Source organism: Sphingomonas jatrophae, assembly GCF_900113315.1.
Classification (GTDB): Bacteria; Pseudomonadota; Alphaproteobacteria; order Sphingomonadales; family Sphingomonadaceae; genus Sphingomonas_P; species Sphingomonas_P jatrophae.
Window position 1 is genome coordinate 466,524 of sequence record NZ_FOZG01000002.1, and the last position, 15,074, is coordinate 481,597.

Annotated in this window: 13 protein-coding genes; all 13 read left to right on the top strand. The window is 70.3% G+C overall.

Annotated elements, in window-relative coordinates; genetic code table 11:
• Positions 1-23: 23 nt before the first annotated feature.
• Positions 24-1,094 carry a glycosyltransferase gene (locus BM360_RS11475; protein WP_093314750.1) on the top strand — a complete coding sequence of 357 codons (1,071 nt, stop codon included), beginning with the start codon at positions 24-26 and terminating at the stop codon, positions 1,092-1,094.
• A complete protein-coding gene (locus tag BM360_RS19355) occupies positions 1,091-2,233 on the top strand; it encodes a glycosyltransferase family 4 protein (protein WP_131819256.1) in 1,143 nt (380 codons plus the stop codon). Before BM360_RS11475 ends, BM360_RS19355 begins: the two co-directional genes overlap by 4 nt.
• On the top strand, positions 2,230-3,477 hold the full coding sequence (locus BM360_RS11490; protein WP_131819257.1) for a glycosyltransferase: 1,248 nt from the start codon (positions 2,230-2,232) through the stop codon (positions 3,475-3,477). The genes BM360_RS19355 and BM360_RS11490 overlap by 4 nt, the downstream gene beginning before the upstream one ends.
• 116 nt (positions 3,478-3,593) lie before the next feature.
• A complete protein-coding gene (locus BM360_RS11495; protein ID WP_093314753.1) occupies positions 3,594-4,823 on the top strand; it encodes a 2-phospho-L-lactate transferase CofD family protein in 1,230 nt (409 codons plus the stop codon).
• The gene (locus tag BM360_RS11500; RefSeq protein ID WP_093314755.1) at positions 4,810-5,445 is read left to right on the top strand and encodes an HAD family hydrolase; all 636 of its coding nucleotides are present in this window, start codon (positions 4,810-4,812) and stop codon (positions 5,443-5,445) included. The genes BM360_RS11495 and BM360_RS11500 overlap by 14 nt, the downstream gene beginning before the upstream one ends.
• Complete coding sequence (locus BM360_RS11505; RefSeq protein WP_165611290.1) at positions 5,442-6,344, top strand: glycosyltransferase; 903 nt, start codon at positions 5,442-5,444, stop codon at positions 6,342-6,344. Before BM360_RS11500 ends, BM360_RS11505 begins: the two co-directional genes overlap by 4 nt.
• Positions 6,337-7,059 (top strand): NTP transferase domain-containing protein, encoded by a 723-nt coding sequence (locus BM360_RS11510; protein WP_093314759.1) that lies wholly within the window; start codon positions 6,337-6,339, stop codon positions 7,057-7,059. Before BM360_RS11505 ends, BM360_RS11510 begins: the two co-directional genes overlap by 8 nt.
• Positions 7,059-9,011, top strand: a complete 1,953-nt coding sequence (gene asnB, locus BM360_RS11515) for an asparagine synthase (glutamine-hydrolyzing) (protein WP_093314761.1) — start codon at positions 7,059-7,061, stop codon at positions 9,009-9,011. Before BM360_RS11510 ends, asnB begins: the two co-directional genes overlap by 1 nt.
• A complete protein-coding gene (locus tag BM360_RS11520; RefSeq protein ID WP_131819258.1) occupies positions 9,005-10,105 on the top strand; it encodes an EpsG family protein in 1,101 nt (366 codons plus the stop codon). The genes asnB and BM360_RS11520 overlap by 7 nt, the downstream gene beginning before the upstream one ends.
• A gap of 35 nt (positions 10,106-10,140) precedes the next feature.
• The gene (locus BM360_RS11525) at positions 10,141-11,967 is read left to right on the top strand and encodes an ABC transporter ATP-binding protein (RefSeq protein WP_165611291.1); all 1,827 of its coding nucleotides are present in this window, start codon (positions 10,141-10,143) and stop codon (positions 11,965-11,967) included.
• A complete protein-coding gene (locus BM360_RS11530; RefSeq protein WP_093314767.1) occupies positions 11,964-12,842 on the top strand; it encodes a glycosyltransferase family 2 protein in 879 nt (292 codons plus the stop codon). Before BM360_RS11525 ends, BM360_RS11530 begins: the two co-directional genes overlap by 4 nt.
• A complete protein-coding gene (locus BM360_RS11535) occupies positions 12,839-13,918 on the top strand; it encodes a glycosyltransferase family 4 protein (RefSeq protein WP_093314769.1) in 1,080 nt (359 codons plus the stop codon). Before BM360_RS11530 ends, BM360_RS11535 begins: the two co-directional genes overlap by 4 nt.
• Positions 13,915-15,039 (top strand): glycosyltransferase family 4 protein, encoded by a 1,125-nt coding sequence (locus BM360_RS11540; protein WP_207544585.1) that lies wholly within the window; start codon positions 13,915-13,917, stop codon positions 15,037-15,039. The genes BM360_RS11535 and BM360_RS11540 overlap by 4 nt, the downstream gene beginning before the upstream one ends.
• Positions 15,040-15,074: the final 35 nt, after the last annotated feature.

A 15,074-nucleotide genomic window follows, 5' to 3' on the forward strand; every position in this document is an offset into this window, starting at 1 on the left:
GCCGCACGCAGGACCGTCCCTAGATGGCGCACATCGCCTTGCTGCTGCCGAACCTGGTGGTGGGCGGCGCCGAGCGCGTCACGCTCACGCTCGCCGCCGAGTTGCTGAAGCTGGGCGACCGGGTCGACATCGTGCTGCTGCGCCGCGAGGGCGGCTTGCTGGATGCCGTGCCCGCGGGGGCGCGGCTGATCGTGCTGGATGCGCCGCGGCTGCGCGCCGCCGCGCGGCCACTGGCCGCCTATCTGGCACAAGAGCGACCGGCGGCGCTGCTTGCCGCGATGTGGCCGCTCAGCAGCATCGCCGTCTGGGCGGCGCGGCGGAGCAGCACGCGCGTGGTCGTCGTCGAGCACAACAACATGTCGGCTTATGCCCGCACGTGGGGGAGCATTCCCCGTGCGCTGCTGGGACCGACACTGCGCTGGAGCCATCGCCGCGCGGCCGCCCGCATCGCCGTGTCGCAGGGCGCTGCCACCGATCTGGCCCGCCTGTGCGGCCTGCCGGAGGATCAGGTGCAGGCGATCGGCAATCCGATCCCTTTGCCGAGCGCCGCACCGCGCGACGACACGCCGGACTGGGGCGGCAGCGGGCGACGGATCCTGACGGTGGGCACGCTCAAGCCGCAGAAGAACCAGCGCCTGCTGCTCGACGCCTTTGCGCGGATGGCGCAGCCGGAGGATCGCCTCGCCATCGTCGGAGAGGGCGAGGAGCGTGGCGCGCTGGAGCGACATGCCGCGGCGCTCGGCATTGCCGCGCAAGTGCTGCTGCCGGGCAACGCGCCCGATCCGGGCCGCTGGTATGCCTCGGCCGACCTGTTCGTCCTCTCCTCCGATTATGAGGGGCTGCCGACCGTGCTGATCGAAGCGCTGGGCCATGGCCTGACTGCGGTCTCGACCGATTGCCCGAGCGGCCCCGCCGAAATCCTCGGTGCCGACGGCCGGCTGGTGCCGGTCGGGGATGCCGGTGCGCTCGCCGCGGCGATGGGCGCGGCCCTCGCCTCGCCCGATGCGCCGGACGCCGCGCGCGCGCGCGCCGCCCGCTTCGCGCCGGAGCGGATCGCCGCGGACTATCGCGCGCTGCTGCTGGGGGCGGCATGAGCCGCATCCTCCTGCTCGCGCCGGAACTGCACGGCATCGGTGGCGTCGAGCGGCTGGTGGCCGGCCTGTCGCGCCTGCTGGCGGTGACGCACGAGGTGCATGTCGCGAGCTTCGACGCGCCCGGCACGGTGCCCGGCGTGCCGCTGTCGGTGCCCTATCATGCGCTGGGCGGCGGCGCGGCCCGGCCGCTGCCGCTGCGTGCCCTGACCTATGCCGGCCAGGTGCGGCGGCTGCGCGCGATCGAGCGGCGGTTGCGCATCGATGTGACGATCAGCAACCTTTGGCGTGCGGACCTGATCAGCGCGTTGGCCGGGCGTGACGTGCGGCGTGTCGCGCTGGCGCACATCAATGTCGTCGGCAATCCGACCAACCGGCTGATGCTGCGCCTGCGACCGATCGTCGCTGCGGCCTATCGCCGGCTGGACCGCGTAGTCGGCGTCAGCGCGGCGCTGGCGGCGGAGCTGGCCCGGCTCTACCGGCTCCGGCCCGAGCGGGTGAGCGCCATCCCCAATTTCGTCAGCGTGCCGCCGGGTCTCGCCTATGCGCCGAAGCAGGCGGGACGACTGGTCTGGTGCGGACGGATGGTGCCGGAGAAATCGCTGCCCGCTTTGGTCGGCATCGTTGCCCGGCTCGCCGCGGCCGGACGCGCCATTTCGCTCGACGTGGTCGGTGACGGGCCGGACCGGGCCGCGGCCGAGCGCGCGGCCGCCGCTCAGCCGGGCGCCATCCGCTTCCATGGCATGCTCGCCGATCCGCTGCCGCTGATCGCGCAGGCGGCGGCTCTGGCCTTGCCGTCGCACAGCGAGGGCCTGCCGATGGTGCTGCTGGAAGCGCTGGCGCTGGGGACGCCGGTGGTCGCCGCAGATGCCGGCGGCGGGGGCGTGCATCACGCGCTCGGCGCACGAACGCCGCACGATCCCGAGCGGATGGCGGGGGAGGCCGTGCCCGCCGGCCTGCTCCTGCCGATCCCACGCGACGATGCGCGCTGCGGGGTCTGGGCCGGCGCGCTCGACGATCTGCTCACCGATCGGGCCCGGTTGGAGCGGATGGGTGCGGCTGCACGGCAGCTCGCCGCCGCGCACACCCCCGAGGCGGTCGGCGCGCGGTGGAACGGGCTGATCGCGGAGCTGGTGGCGTGACGATCCTCTATCTCAGCCAGAACGGCATCACCGAGCATATCGGCGAATCGCAGATCGCGCCCTACGTCCTCGGTCTCGCGGCGCAAGGCTATCGCATCCACCTGCTCACGGCGGAGAAGGCCGATCGCTCGGCGCTCGCTGCCGATTATCGCGCGCGGTTCGATGCGGCGGGCGTGCGCTGGACCACGATCCGCTATCACAACCGGCCGCCGGTGCTCGGCCAGCTGCTCGACCTGATCGTTATGACGTGGACCGCCTGGAGGATCGCGCGGCGCGAGAAGATCGTCGCGGTGCATAGCCGCAGCCACCCGCCCATGCCGGTCGCGTTGCTGCTGAAGCGGCTGACGGGCGCGCGCGTGCTGTTCGACTTCCGTGATTTCTGGGCCGATTCGGGGCTTGCGCACGGCCGGTTCAAGCCGCTGTTCCGCTGGATCAAGCGGCGTGAGCGGGGGATGGTGCAGCAGTCCGACCGTATGGTGACGCTGACGCAGGCGGCGGCGGATTATCTCGCCGCCACCTATCCGAATCCCGACGGGAGCGGCGAGTCGCGCTATTCGGTGATCCCGTGCTGCGCCGACTTCGCGCATTTCCGTCCTGTCGACGGCACGCCTGCCCGCGCGCAACTGGGCATCGCGGCGGATGCGACGGTGATGCTGTATCTCGGCAGCATCGGCGCGGTCTATCTGGTGCCGCAGATGATGGCCCTGTTCGCCGAGTTGCGGCGGTTGCGACCGGGCGCGGTGTTCCTGCTCGTCTGCAACAACGGCGTCGAGGAGATCGAAGCGGCGGCGGACGCGGCCGGCATCCCGCGGGAGGCGCTGCGCATCGTCCATGCCGCGCGGGACGAGGTGCCGGGCTTGATCGGTGCGGCGGATGTCGCCGTCGCGTTCAAGCGCGCGGACCTGTCGAACCTCGGCTGCTCGCCCATCAAGATCGGCGAAATGCTGGCGTGCGGCGTGCCGGTGATCGCCAATGGCGGCGTCGGCGATCTGGATCGTCTGCTCGCACCGGAGATCAACGGATCGCTGACCCTCCCCGATTTCGCGCCTGCGACGATGCGCGCCGCGCTGGAGACAGTGCTGACCGCGCGTTTGCCGCGCGATGCCATCCGGAACGCTGCCGCCTGCTTCCAGCTTGAGCCTGGGGTGGACGCCTATGCCGCCGCATATAACGCGTTGGGCGTGCTGCCAAATCGTGGCCCCATGGTTTCCGCTTCGTCACCGACCGACATGAAAACTGCGTAAATAGCACAAGGAATGCTGGCTCTAAGGCCGGTTTTCGACGTAAGGCAGCTTACCTCCATTTAGGAGGTACTCGGAGGGGCCGAGATGCTTCGGATCAAGCGCGCGCGGGGGCGGCGATGCTGAATGTCGTCGTTCTCAATGGCGGGCGCGGTGCGGCGACGCTGGTGCCGGCATTGCTCGGCGTGCCGGGCCTGCGGCTGACCTCCATCGTCAATGCGTATGACGACGGCAAATCGACCGGCGAAATCAGGCGCTTTTTCGGCATGCTGGGCCCATCCGACCTGCGCAAGGTGCAGTCGCTGATGCTGCCCGAGGATGAGGCGCTGCCGGCGACGCGCGCGCTATTCGACCATCGCTTCCCCGCGCAGACCGGCCGCGACGAGGCGCTGGCCACGCTGACGCGCTTTCGCGACGGGGACGAGCATCTGGCGGGGATCGGCCCCCTGCCCCCGCGCATCGCCGAGGTGCTGCGCGGCTGGACCCACCTGTTCCTCGATGCGCTGCCGCTGGCGGAGGCGGTGATGGGGCGGCCCTTCGCCTTTGACGACTGCGCGCTGATGAACATCCTCTATGCCGGCGCCTTCCTCGCCCATGCGCGGGACATGGAGGAGACGGTGGCGGCGGTGGACCGGCTGTTCCGCCTGCGCGGGCTGGTGCTGCCGAACAGCTGCGACGATCGCTGGCTGGCGGCGGAGCGCGAGGACGGTTCGATCCTCGGCACCGAGGCGGAGATCGTCGAGCTGCGCTCCAACGATCGCATCGCCCGGCTCTTCCTGCTCGAACATGCCGTCGATCCGGCGGCGCTGGGGCGGCTGCAGCCGGCGGATCGCGCGCGCTTCCTCGCACAGCGGCACACGCCGGTGCGGCTGTCGCCGGGGGCGCGGCTGGCGATCGAGCAGGCGGATGCGATCATCTATTCGGCCGGCACGCAGCACAGCTCGCTCTACCCGACCTACATGTCACGTGGGCTGGCGGGCGCGATTGCGGGCAATGTGCGCGCGCTGAAGGTGTTCGTGACCAATATCGGCGCGGATTACGAGACGCCGCGTTATCGCACGTCGGACTTCGTCGTCGGTGCGCTCCGCTTCCTGCGGATGGGCGAGGAGCGGCGCGTGGCGACGGAGGATCTGATCCACGTCGCGCTGATCAATTCCAGCCGCATCAAGCCCGACGAGACCTATGTCGACGACGATGCCGAGCAATTTGCCGATTTGCCGATCGAGCGGCTCGTCGCCGATCTCGAATCGCGGGCCGAGCCGGGCAAGCATGACGGCGAGGCGATCGTGCGGCTGATCCTCGCCCAGCTCGAGCGTCTGCCTGGGGCGCGCCGCTATGGCCACGCCTGAGGCGTTGCTGGCGCGGCGCCGGCTGTTCATCTTCGATCTCGACGGCACGCTGGCGGATACGTCGCCGATCCACGCCGCCGCTTTCTCCGCCGCCTTCGCGCCGCATGGGATTGCGGTGGACTATGCGACGATCGAGGGCTTTGCCACCGATGCCGCGGTGCGCACCTTGCTGGCAGGCGCGGGGCGCCCGGCAGAGGCGGCGACGGTCGCGGCGCTGGTCGCCGCCAAGCGCGCAGCGGCGCGAAACGGGCTGGCGGCGGTGCGCGAAGTGGCGGGGGCAGGCGCGTTCGTCGCGCATGCGGCCGCGGCGGGGCACCGGCTGGCGCTGTGCACCTCGGGCGCACGCGAGACGGTGGAGCGGACGCTGGCCTCGATCGGGCTGGCGGACCGGTTCGAGTGCGTCATCACCGCCGACGACGTGACGCGCGCCAAGCCGGCGCCGGACGGCTTCCTCGCCGCTTTGGCGCGGACCGGCGTCGCTGCGCGCGATGCGCTGGTGTTCGAGGACAGCGCCGCCGGCCTCGCCGCCGCGCAGGCCGCGGGGATCGACGCCATCCGCATCGGTGCGGGGCATGCCGGATGGGGCCAGCTCTCCGCCGCACTGGCGGGCGTCGCCGCGTGAAGATCCTCGCCGCGATCGTGACGCACAATCGGCGCGACCTCCTGGCGCGCTGTGTCGATCACGTCCGGGCGCAGACGCGCGTGCCGGACGACATCGTCGTCATCAACAATGCCAGCACCGACGGCACGGTGGAGATGCTCGACGCCCGCGGCGTCGCGCATATCGACCAGGCCAATCTCGGCTCGGCCGGCGGGTGGAACCGCGCCATCGCCGCGTGCCGCGACGGCGGGTTCGACGCGGTGTGGCTGATGGACGATGACGGCTATCCCGACGCGCGCGCGCTCGCGGCGCTGGAGGCGGCGATCGGGCCGGGCATCGCCTGCGCGTCGTCCGTCGTGCTGCGCGAGGACCAGCCGAGCCACTTCGTCTTCCCCTTTCCCCTGCTCGACCGTGCAGGCCTGCCGGTCGTCGCCGGACGCCCGCGCAAGCTGCCGACCCTCTCCGAGCTGGAGCAGGCGGCGCCGCAGGGCAGCTATCCGTTCGCACACCTGTTCAACGGCGCGCTCGTCAGCCGCGCCGCGATTGAGGCGGCGGGAACGGTGGATACCCGCTTCTTCATGTTCGGCGACGAGGTGGATTATTTCTTCCGCCTGCGCCGCGCGGGCGAGGTCCGCTCCGTGCTTGCCGCCCGGCACTATCATCCGGACGTGGCGCAGCGCGGGCTGACCCCGGCGAAGCTCTATTATTACCTCAAGAACACGCTGGTGCTGAACCGGCGCTATTTCGACAAGGTTGCGCTGCGCAACGTGCTGACGCTCGGCGTTGGGCTGGCGCGCTATGGCACGCGCAACGGCTGGGGGACGCTGGCGGGCGTGCTCCTCGGGCGGCAGCGGCGGCTGGTGCCGCTGGCGGTGATGCGGGGTCTGCGCGGGCAGGTGGGGCCGGATTTTGATGGCTGACCTGCGTGTGCTGATTGCCGCCGCCGGTGCCGGCACCCGCGCCGGCCTGCCCTATCCGAAGACCCTCCACCCCGCCGAAGGCCGCCCGATCCTCGGGCGGTTGCTCGACGTGCTCGGACCTTATGATCCTGCGCCGACGATCATCGTCTCGCCGGCCGGGCGCGATCCGATCGCCGCCTTCCTTAACGGCGCGGGCATGAGCGGGCAGCTGGTCGAGCAGGCGGTGCCGACGGGCATGGGCGATGCGGTGCTGCGCTTCGAAGATTCGCCGGCAGCGGCAGGTGCACGGACGGTGCTGCTGGCGTGGGGCGACATCCCCTATCTCTCGGCGGAGACGATCGCGGCGACGCTGGCGCACCACCGGCAAAGCGGCGCCGCACTGACCTTTCCGTCCGCTCGGGTCGACAGGGCCTATACCGTCGTGTCGCGCGATGCGGACGGCCGGGTCGTGGCGCTGGACGAGACGCGCGGGCGCGGCGTCGAACCGGGCGCGGGCGAGCGCGACATCGGTCTGTTCGTGTTCGAGGCGGCCCCCGTGCTGGCGGCCCTGCGCGCCTCCGCCGCGGCGCATGACCGCGCCCAGGGCGAGCATGGCTTCCTCCAGATCGTCTGCCGCCTTGCGGAGGACGGGCACAGGATCGAGGCGCTGCCGATCGCGACACCTCGCGAACTGATCTCGCTCAACGCACTGGCCGATCTGGAAGGCGACGCCTGATGTGCGGCATTGCGGGATTGCTGACCACGGGCCGCGTCGAGGAAGCCACCGTCCGCGCCATGGCGGACGCGCTGGCGCACCGCGGACCCGACGGCTCCGGCGTGTGGCGCGACGAGGCGGCCGGCATCGGTTTCGGCCATCGCCGCCTGTCGATCGTCGATCTGTCGGAGGCGGGGCAGCAGCCCTTTCACTCGCGCTGCGGCCGCTACGTCCTGACGTTCAACGGCGAGATCTACAATCACGCGCTGCTCCGCCGCGAGCTGGAGGCGCTGGAGGCGATCGAGTGGCGCGGCCATTCGGACACGGAGACGCTGATCGAGGCGATTGCGCGCTGGGGCCTTGAGGGTGCCCTGCAGCGGTGCAGCGGCATGTTCGCGCTGGGCCTGTGGGATCGCGAAACGCGGCAGCTCAGTCTCGCCCGCGATCGGGTGGGCGAGAAGCCGCTCTTCTACGGCTGGACTGGCGACAAATTGCTGTTCGCCTCCAGCCTGGCGTCGATCCGGGCGGTGCCGGGCTTCGTCGCGGAGAGCGATCCCGACATCACCGCGCTTTACCTGCGGTTCAACTACGTGCCCGCGCCGTTCAGCATCCACCGCGGCATCTACAAGGTGATGCCGGGCACGATCGTGACGCTGGACGCGCGCACCATCGCTGCACCGCCGGTACTACCCCCGGCCGTTCCGTCGCGTGCGCCGGGGCTGGCGTGCAGCCGCTACTGGTCGCTGGCCGAGGTAGTGCGCGCGGGGAAGCGCGCGCCCGAGCATGATCCCGACCGCGCGCTGGCCGAGCTGGAGCGGACGCTCTCCACCGCCGTCGCGCAGCAGACCATGGCGGACGTGCCGATCGGCGCCTTCCTGTCGGGCGGCGTCGATTCGTCGCTGATCGTCGCCTTGATGCAGCGCGCCATCGGCTCGCGCGTGCGCACCTTCACCATCGGCTTCGCCGAGCCCGAGCATGACGAGGCGCCGCACGCCGCCGCCATCGCCCGGCATCTCGGCACCGAGCATCACCAGCATTACGTAACCGCCGACGAGTCCGTCGACGTGATCGCGGCGATGCCGTCCATCTATGACGAGCCGTTCGCCGATTCCTCGCAGATCGCGACGCACATCCTCAGCCGGGTGACGCGGCGCCACGTCACCGTCGCGCTGTCCGGCGATGGCGGGGACGAGCTGTTCGGCGGCTACAACCGCTACACCATGACGAGCCGGATCTTCGATCGCCTGTCGCTGGTGCCGGCAAGCGGGCGGCGCGGGCTCGGCCGGTTGCTCGGCGCGGTGTCCGCCGATATGCTCGACCGGCTGGGCGGTCTGCCCTTCGTGCCCGCATTGCCCATGCTCGGCAACAAGGTGCACAAGGTGGCGCGTGCGATGCGCTCGGGCGGGGAGCTTGCCGAAATTTACGCGGCGTTCACGGAGGAATGGCACGCCGGCGTGCCGATCGCGCACCCTGCACGGCTGGCGCTGCCGGCGGCAGAGCCGATCGATGGGCTGAGCCGGGAGGAGCAGATGATGTACTGGGACATCCTCTCCTACCTGCCGGACGACATCATGACCAAGGTGGATCGCGCATCGATGGCGGTGAGCCTGGAAGTGCGCGCGCCGATGCTCGACCGCGACGTGATCGCCTGCGCCTGGGCGACGCCGCTGTCGCTCAAGATCCGCGACGGGCAGAGCAAGTGGCTGATGCGGCAGTTGCTCTATCGCCATGTACCGCGCGCGTTGATCGAGCGGCCCAAGGCGGGCTTCGGCGTGCCGCTCGGCCGCTGGCTGCGCGGGCCTCTTCGGCCCTGGGCCGAAGCGCTGCTGGCGCCGGCCGCGCTCGCGCAGGTCGAGGGGCTGGACGCGCGTGCGGTGCGGACCCGGTGGGAACAGCATCAGCGCGGCACGCACGACTGGACGGGCGCGCTCTGGTCCGTGCTGATGCTGATGGGGTGGCAGGGCCGGTGCTGATCTACTGGATCTTCCTCGGCTTTGCGGCGCTGATGGCCCTGCTGGAACAGGGCAACGAGAAGGCCAACCAGCGCATTAATTTCCTCTGGATCGTCTTCACCATCGCGCTGGCGCTGTTCATCGGCGGCCGCTGGAAGACCGGCGGCGACTGGGGCAATTATTACACCAACCTCCAGCCGTTCTACTGGCTGACGGTGGGTCAGGCGAGCAGCGGGACGAAGGACATCGGCTATACGCTGCTGTCGCTTTTCGCCGCGCAGTTCCCGACCGGCATCGTCGTTATCACCATGTTCAGCGGCATCGTCATGGCGGTGGCGCTGATGCTGTTCAGCCTGTCGCAACCGCGGCCGTGGCTGTGCATGACGGTGGCCTTCCCCTACCTCGTCGTCGTCTGCGGCATGGGCTATATCCGCCAGGGCATCGCCATCTCGTTCATCATGATCGGGATGCTCGCGCTCAGCCGCGAGAAGGTGGGGCGCTATACGATCTGGGTTGCCATCGGGGCGCTGTTCCACGCGACGGCGCTGGCGCTGATCCCGCTCGGCGGCATCGCCAGCCGGCGAAACCGGCTGGTGGTCGCGGCGATCGTGGCAGGCGTCACCATCCTCGCCTTCCGCACGCTGATCGCCGACCGCACGGACACGCTCGTCAGCGCCTATGTCGAGGCAGAGGCCGAATCCTCGGGCGCTCTGATCCGCGCGTTCATGGGTGCGGTTCCCGGCGCACTGTATCTGATCTTCCGCAGGCAATTCGCCCTGCAGGGCAGCGACCGGATCGCCTGGACCGCGTTGAGCGCGGCGGCGGTCGCCGCCGTCCCGGCGGTGCTGCTGTTCCAGTCGTCAACCGTGGTGGACCGGCTCGGCCTATATCTGCTGCCGGTGCAATGCTTCGTCTATGCGCGACTGCCGGACGCCTTTGCCAAGACGCAGCAGCAGCGGCAGCTCTACGCGGTCGGCAGCATCCTTCTCTACCTCGTCGTGTTCTTCACGTTCATCAACTACGGCGACCACGCTTATTCGTGGTTTCCTTACCGGTTCTACCTGTTCGAGGACGGGATCTGCCTCGAATGCAGCGGCTCCGACCGGACCTATTGACGATGCGTGCGATGCCACCCCCGCAAGCGGCTCCGGTGACCCTGACGCCCGTCGCCAAGGTTCACCCCAACGACGCCAGCACGAACGACATGATGGCGGCGGTGCGGCGCCTGTTCGCCCGCCTGAGCGACCGCCGGCGGCGGCAGGCGACGCGCCTGTCGCTGTTCATGCTGCTGGGCGCGTTCGCCGAGATGGTCAGCATCGGCGCGACGCTGCCGCTGCTGACCCTGCTCGCCGCACCCGAGCAGATGCGGCGGTTCGACCTGTTCACGCGCATCACCCGCGCGGTCGGCCTGACCGAGGCGACCTTGCTGCCGGCGATCACCGCGCTGTTCGTCGTCGCTGCGATCGCCTGCACCGTCATCCGCCTGCTGCTGCTGCGCAGCACGCAGAAATTCGTGTTCGGCGTCGGCCACGATCTCGGCGTGCAGCTCTACGATCACCTGCTGCACCAGAGCTACATCTACCACACGCTGCACAACAGCGCGGAGGTGCAGGCCGGCATCCAGAAGGTGAACACGATCACCAACCTGTTCCTGCAGCCGCTGATGCAGGGCGTGATCTCGTTCACCGTGATGATCTTCATCGTCGCCACCCTCGCCTGGGTGGACCCGCTGCTGGCGGCGCTGGCGGTGGGCGGGTTCGGCGGCGTGTACGTGGTCATCTCGCTGACCATCAAGCGCGTGCTCCAGCGCAACAGCGGGCGGCTCTCGTCGCTGCTAACGACGCGCATCCAGGCCGTGCAGGAGGGCATGGGCGGCATTCGCGACGTGCTGATCGAACGCGCACAGCCGCTCTATCTCGCCAAGTTCGCGCGGCTGGACCGGCAGTTTCGCGACGCGCAGTCGCTGACCACCCTGCTCGCCAACGCACCGCGCTACCTCGTCGAGGGCATGGGCCTCGTGCTCATCGCGGTGCTGGCCATCTTCATGTCGCGCCAGCCGGGCGGGCTCGTCGCGGCGCTGCCGGCGCTCGGCGCACTGGCGGTCGGGGCGCAGCGGCTGATGCCGCTCCTCCAGCAGGTCTATTTCGGCTGGTCGCAGATGATGACCAACTATGTGAACCTGACCAACGTGCTCGACGTGCTCGACCAGCCGGTCGAGCGGCCGGATCGTGCCGCGGCGCCGCTCCCCTTCGCCAAGGAGGTCGGGCTGTCCGGCGTGTCCTTCGCTTATGGTGCGGCAGGGCCGGTGCTGAGCGATGTTTCGCTGACCATCCCGAAGGGCGCGCGCGTCGGGCTGGTCGGCCGTACCGGCAGCGGCAAGAGCACGGTGCTCGACCTGCTGATGGGCCTGCTCGAGCCGCAGCAGGGCGCCGTGCTCGTCGATGGCGCGCCGCTCGCCACCGCGCAGGACCGGTTTCGCTGGCAGGCGAACATCAATCACGTGCCGCAGGCGGTGTTCCTGTCCGACGACACGCTCGCCGCCAACATCGCCATCGGGCATGACGCGGCCGCGATCGACATGACGCGGGTGCGCGCCGCGGCGGCGGCGGCGCATGCCGCCGAGTTCATCGAGGCGTTGCCCGATGGCTATGCCAGCACCGTCGGCGAACAGGGCATGCGCCTGTCGGGCGGCCAGCGGCAGCGCATCGGCCTCGCCCGCGCGCTCTACGCCCGCCGCCCGGTGCTGGTGCTCGACGAGGCGACCAGCGCGCTGGATGCGGATACGGAGGCGGCGGTGATGGAGTCGATCCGCCAGCTCGATGCCGACCTCACCGTGATCATCGTCGCGCACCGGCTGAGCACGCTGCGCCACTGCTCCACCATCATCCGCCTCGATGGCGGCCAGATCGTCGCGACGGGATCGTACGAAGCGGTGATCGGCGACACTGCCGGCGGTGCGCAGGTAGCTATGGCATGACCGTGCCCGCCGTCAGCGTCGTCATCCCGACATGGAATAGCGAAGCGACGCTCGCGCGCGCGCTTGCCTCGATTGACGATCCGCACGCGGAACTGCTGATCGTCGACGACCGCTCGGACGATGCCGCGGCGCTCGCGGCGATCGTCGCGGCCGATCCGCGCGCGCGGCTGATCCTGAAGCCGGCGCGCACCAATGCCGCCCATTCCCGCGCCATCGGCCTTGCCGAGGCGCGCGGCGAGATCGTCCTGTTCCTCGATTCGGACGATCACCACCTTTCCGGCCACGCCGCCCGCCGCCGCAGGCTCCACGCGGAGACGGGCGCGAGCGTGGTGATCGGGCGGTTCCGGCTGGACGACGGCGCCCGCACCTGGGATCCGCCGATCGCAGGCTATGACGGTGGCGAGATCGAGGATTATATCTTCGCGCAGGGCGGCGATGCACGCTCCTCCGCCCTGTCCGTCGCGCCTCACAAGCTGCGGGGCACGACGTTCGACCAGACACTGGCCAAGCATCAGGACTGGGGCTTCGTGCTCGCCGCGCAGCGCAATGGCGAGCGGATCGGCTTCGATCCGGTGCCCGGCGTCGTCATCTCGACCGGCGGCGACACGCGGATGAGCGCGCGCTCCAACGTGGAGGCGAGCCTTGCCTTCGCGCGCGATCTCTTGCGCGCCGATGCGAACCGCCGCCGCTTCCTGCTCGGCCGGCTGCGCACCAGCCTGCGCCTGCACGATCTGGCGGCCGCGCGCCGCTTCCGCGCCGCTTTGCTCGCACAGCGGCCGAGTGCGCGTGAGCGGTGGGGCAGCTTGCTGCTGCTGCTGGCGGGCACGCTCGGCATCGCCACGCCGCTCCACCGCCTGCTGGCGGCCCGGCGATGACCGACAAAGCGGAAGAAACGACGCCCTGCATCGTCCACGTCATTCCCTATGATGGGATCGGCGGCGTGGAGACCGCCGCCGCCACCGTGTCTGCCGGACCCCATGCCGGTTTCACCTTCCGCAAGGCCTATGTGGCGAGCAAGCACCCTGCCCCGCCGCGCGCCTATGTCTGGGAGCCGGGCATCGGGCCGGAGAACAATCCGATCGCCTTCGCGCGCACGATCCGGCACCTGCTGCGGCTGCGGCCGGACGTGCTGGTCCTGTCGCTGTGGCGTGCCTGCATCGTCGGGCTCGTCGTGAAGGTGCTTCGCCCGCGCACGCGGCTGGTGCTGTTCCTGCACAACATCCACAATTCCAATTGGATCGATGCCGCGCTGACCCGGATGACGGCGAGACGGGCGGCGGCTATCTGGGCCGATTCCGCGTCCACCGCGTCGCTGCGCCTCGGCGAGGCCTTCAAGGGCCGTGCCCGCCCGATCTCCTTCCTCACCACGCGGATCGAGCGGGTGGCGGAGCCCGCCCCAGCGCCGACCTTCATCACCTGGGGGCGCCTGCACCCGCGCAAGCGGATCGAGCTCGCCATCGAGTTCTTCGCCTGCATCCACGCACGCCACCCGCAGGCGCGCTTCGACATCATCGGTCCCGACCGGGGCGAGCAGGCCATGCTGGAAGGCCGTGTGGCGGCCTTGAACCTGCAGGACGCGGTCCGCTTCCTCGGCCCGGCCGATCTGGGCGCGATCACCGACCATGCGGCGCGATCCGCCTTCTTCATCCAGACCAGCCGGGCCGAAGGCATGGGCATGGCGGTGATCGAGGCGATGCAATTCGGCCTCGTGCCGATCGTGACGCCGGTCGGCGAGATCGGCCGCTATGTCGAGGATGGCGCGAACGGCATCTGGTTCAGCACACCGGCGGACACCTGCACGCGGGTCGACGCGCTGCTGACCGATCCGGCGGCGTTCCGCGCGGTCAGCGATGCGGCGGCGCGGACGTGGACGGATCGCCCGCTTTACCGTGACGAGTTCCTCGCCGCCTGCGGTGAGCTGGCGCGCGCGCTCGGGTCGCCCCGACCGTGAAGATCGTCGCCACCGTCAATGCGGCGTGGAACCTCGTCAACTTCCGCATGGGCGTGCTGCGCGCACTGCTCGACGCCGGCTATGAAGTCGTGGCGATCACGCCCGAGGACACCGCCTCCCGCGCGATCCTGGAGGGGGCCGGCATCCGGCTGGTGCCGCTGGCGATGGACAGTGCGGGCGTGTCGCCGCGCCGCGATCTCGCGCTGCTTGCCGGCTACATGCGCATTCTGGCGCGAGAGCGGCCGGCGGCGATGCTCGGCTACACGATCAAGCCGAACGTCTATGGCTCACTTGCCGCGCGCGCGCTCGGCATTCCGACGCTCAACAACATTTCAGGCCTCGGCACCGGCTTCATGCGGCCGGGCCTGCTCAACCGCGTGGTGCGCGGGCTCTACCGTGTCGGGCTGGCCGGTGCGCACACGGTATTCTTCCAGAACGAGGATGATCGCGCGCAGTTCGCCGCGCTGAAGCTGGTGCGGGCGGAGCGGACGGTGCTGCTGCCGGGCTCGGGCATCGATCTCGACCGCTTCGCCGCCGCGCCGCCCAACGATCCCGCCGCGCCGCTGCGCTTCCTGCTGGTCGCGCGGATGCTGTGGGACAAGGGCGTCGGCGAATATGTCGAGGCCGCACGCATGGTGAAGGCGGATCACCCGGAGGTCCGCTTCGGGCTGCTCGGCGGCATCGGCGCGGAGAACCGCACCGCCATCCCTGCCGAGACGGTGGCCGCCTGGGTGCGCGAGGGCGTGGTGGAACATCATCCGCCGGTCGACGATGTGCGCGCGCCGATGGCGGCGGCCGACGTGATCGTGCTGCCATCGTACCGCGAGGGCACGTCGCGCGTGCTGCTGGAGGCCTCCGCGCTCGCCCGGCCGATGATCACCACCGACGTGCCCGGGTGCCGCGACGTGGTGGCGGACGGGGTCGAGGGGCTGCTGGTGCCGGCCAAGGATGCCGCCGGGCTGGCCGCAGCGATGCGCCGCATGATCGCCATGACGGCGGCGGAGCGCACCGCCATGGGCCGGCGCGCACGCGCACGGGCCGAGCGGGACTATGCCGAGCAGCGCGTGATCGACATCTATCTCGACCGGGTGGCCCGGGCGGTGAACCGGCAGCATCCTTGACAATGCCGGATGCGGCCGTAACGGTCCCGGCCCTG

Excerpts from the sequence above, each read along its gene's own strand:
- BM360_RS11535 (WP_093314769.1), top strand. The coding sequence starts at position 12,839 with ATGACCGACAAAGCGGAAGAAACGACGCCCTGCATCGTCCACGTCATT.
- BM360_RS11495 (WP_093314753.1), top strand. The coding sequence starts at position 3,594 with ATGCTGAATGTCGTCGTTCTCAATGGCGGGCGCGGTGCGGCGACGCTG.
- BM360_RS11500 (WP_093314755.1), top strand. The coding sequence starts at position 4,810 with ATGGCCACGCCTGAGGCGTTGCTGGCGCGGCGCCGGCTGTTCATCTTC.
- asnB (WP_093314761.1), top strand. The coding sequence starts at position 7,059 with ATGTGCGGCATTGCGGGATTGCTGACCACGGGCCGCGTCGAGGAAGCC.
- BM360_RS11530 (WP_093314767.1), top strand. The coding sequence starts at position 11,964 with ATGACCGTGCCCGCCGTCAGCGTCGTCATCCCGACATGGAATAGCGAA.
- BM360_RS11510 (WP_093314759.1), top strand. The coding sequence starts at position 6,337 with ATGGCTGACCTGCGTGTGCTGATTGCCGCCGCCGGTGCCGGCACCCGC.
- BM360_RS11475 (WP_093314750.1), top strand. The coding sequence starts at position 24 with ATGGCGCACATCGCCTTGCTGCTGCCGAACCTGGTGGTGGGCGGCGCC.
- BM360_RS19355 (WP_131819256.1), top strand. The coding sequence starts at position 1,091 with ATGAGCCGCATCCTCCTGCTCGCGCCGGAACTGCACGGCATCGGTGGC.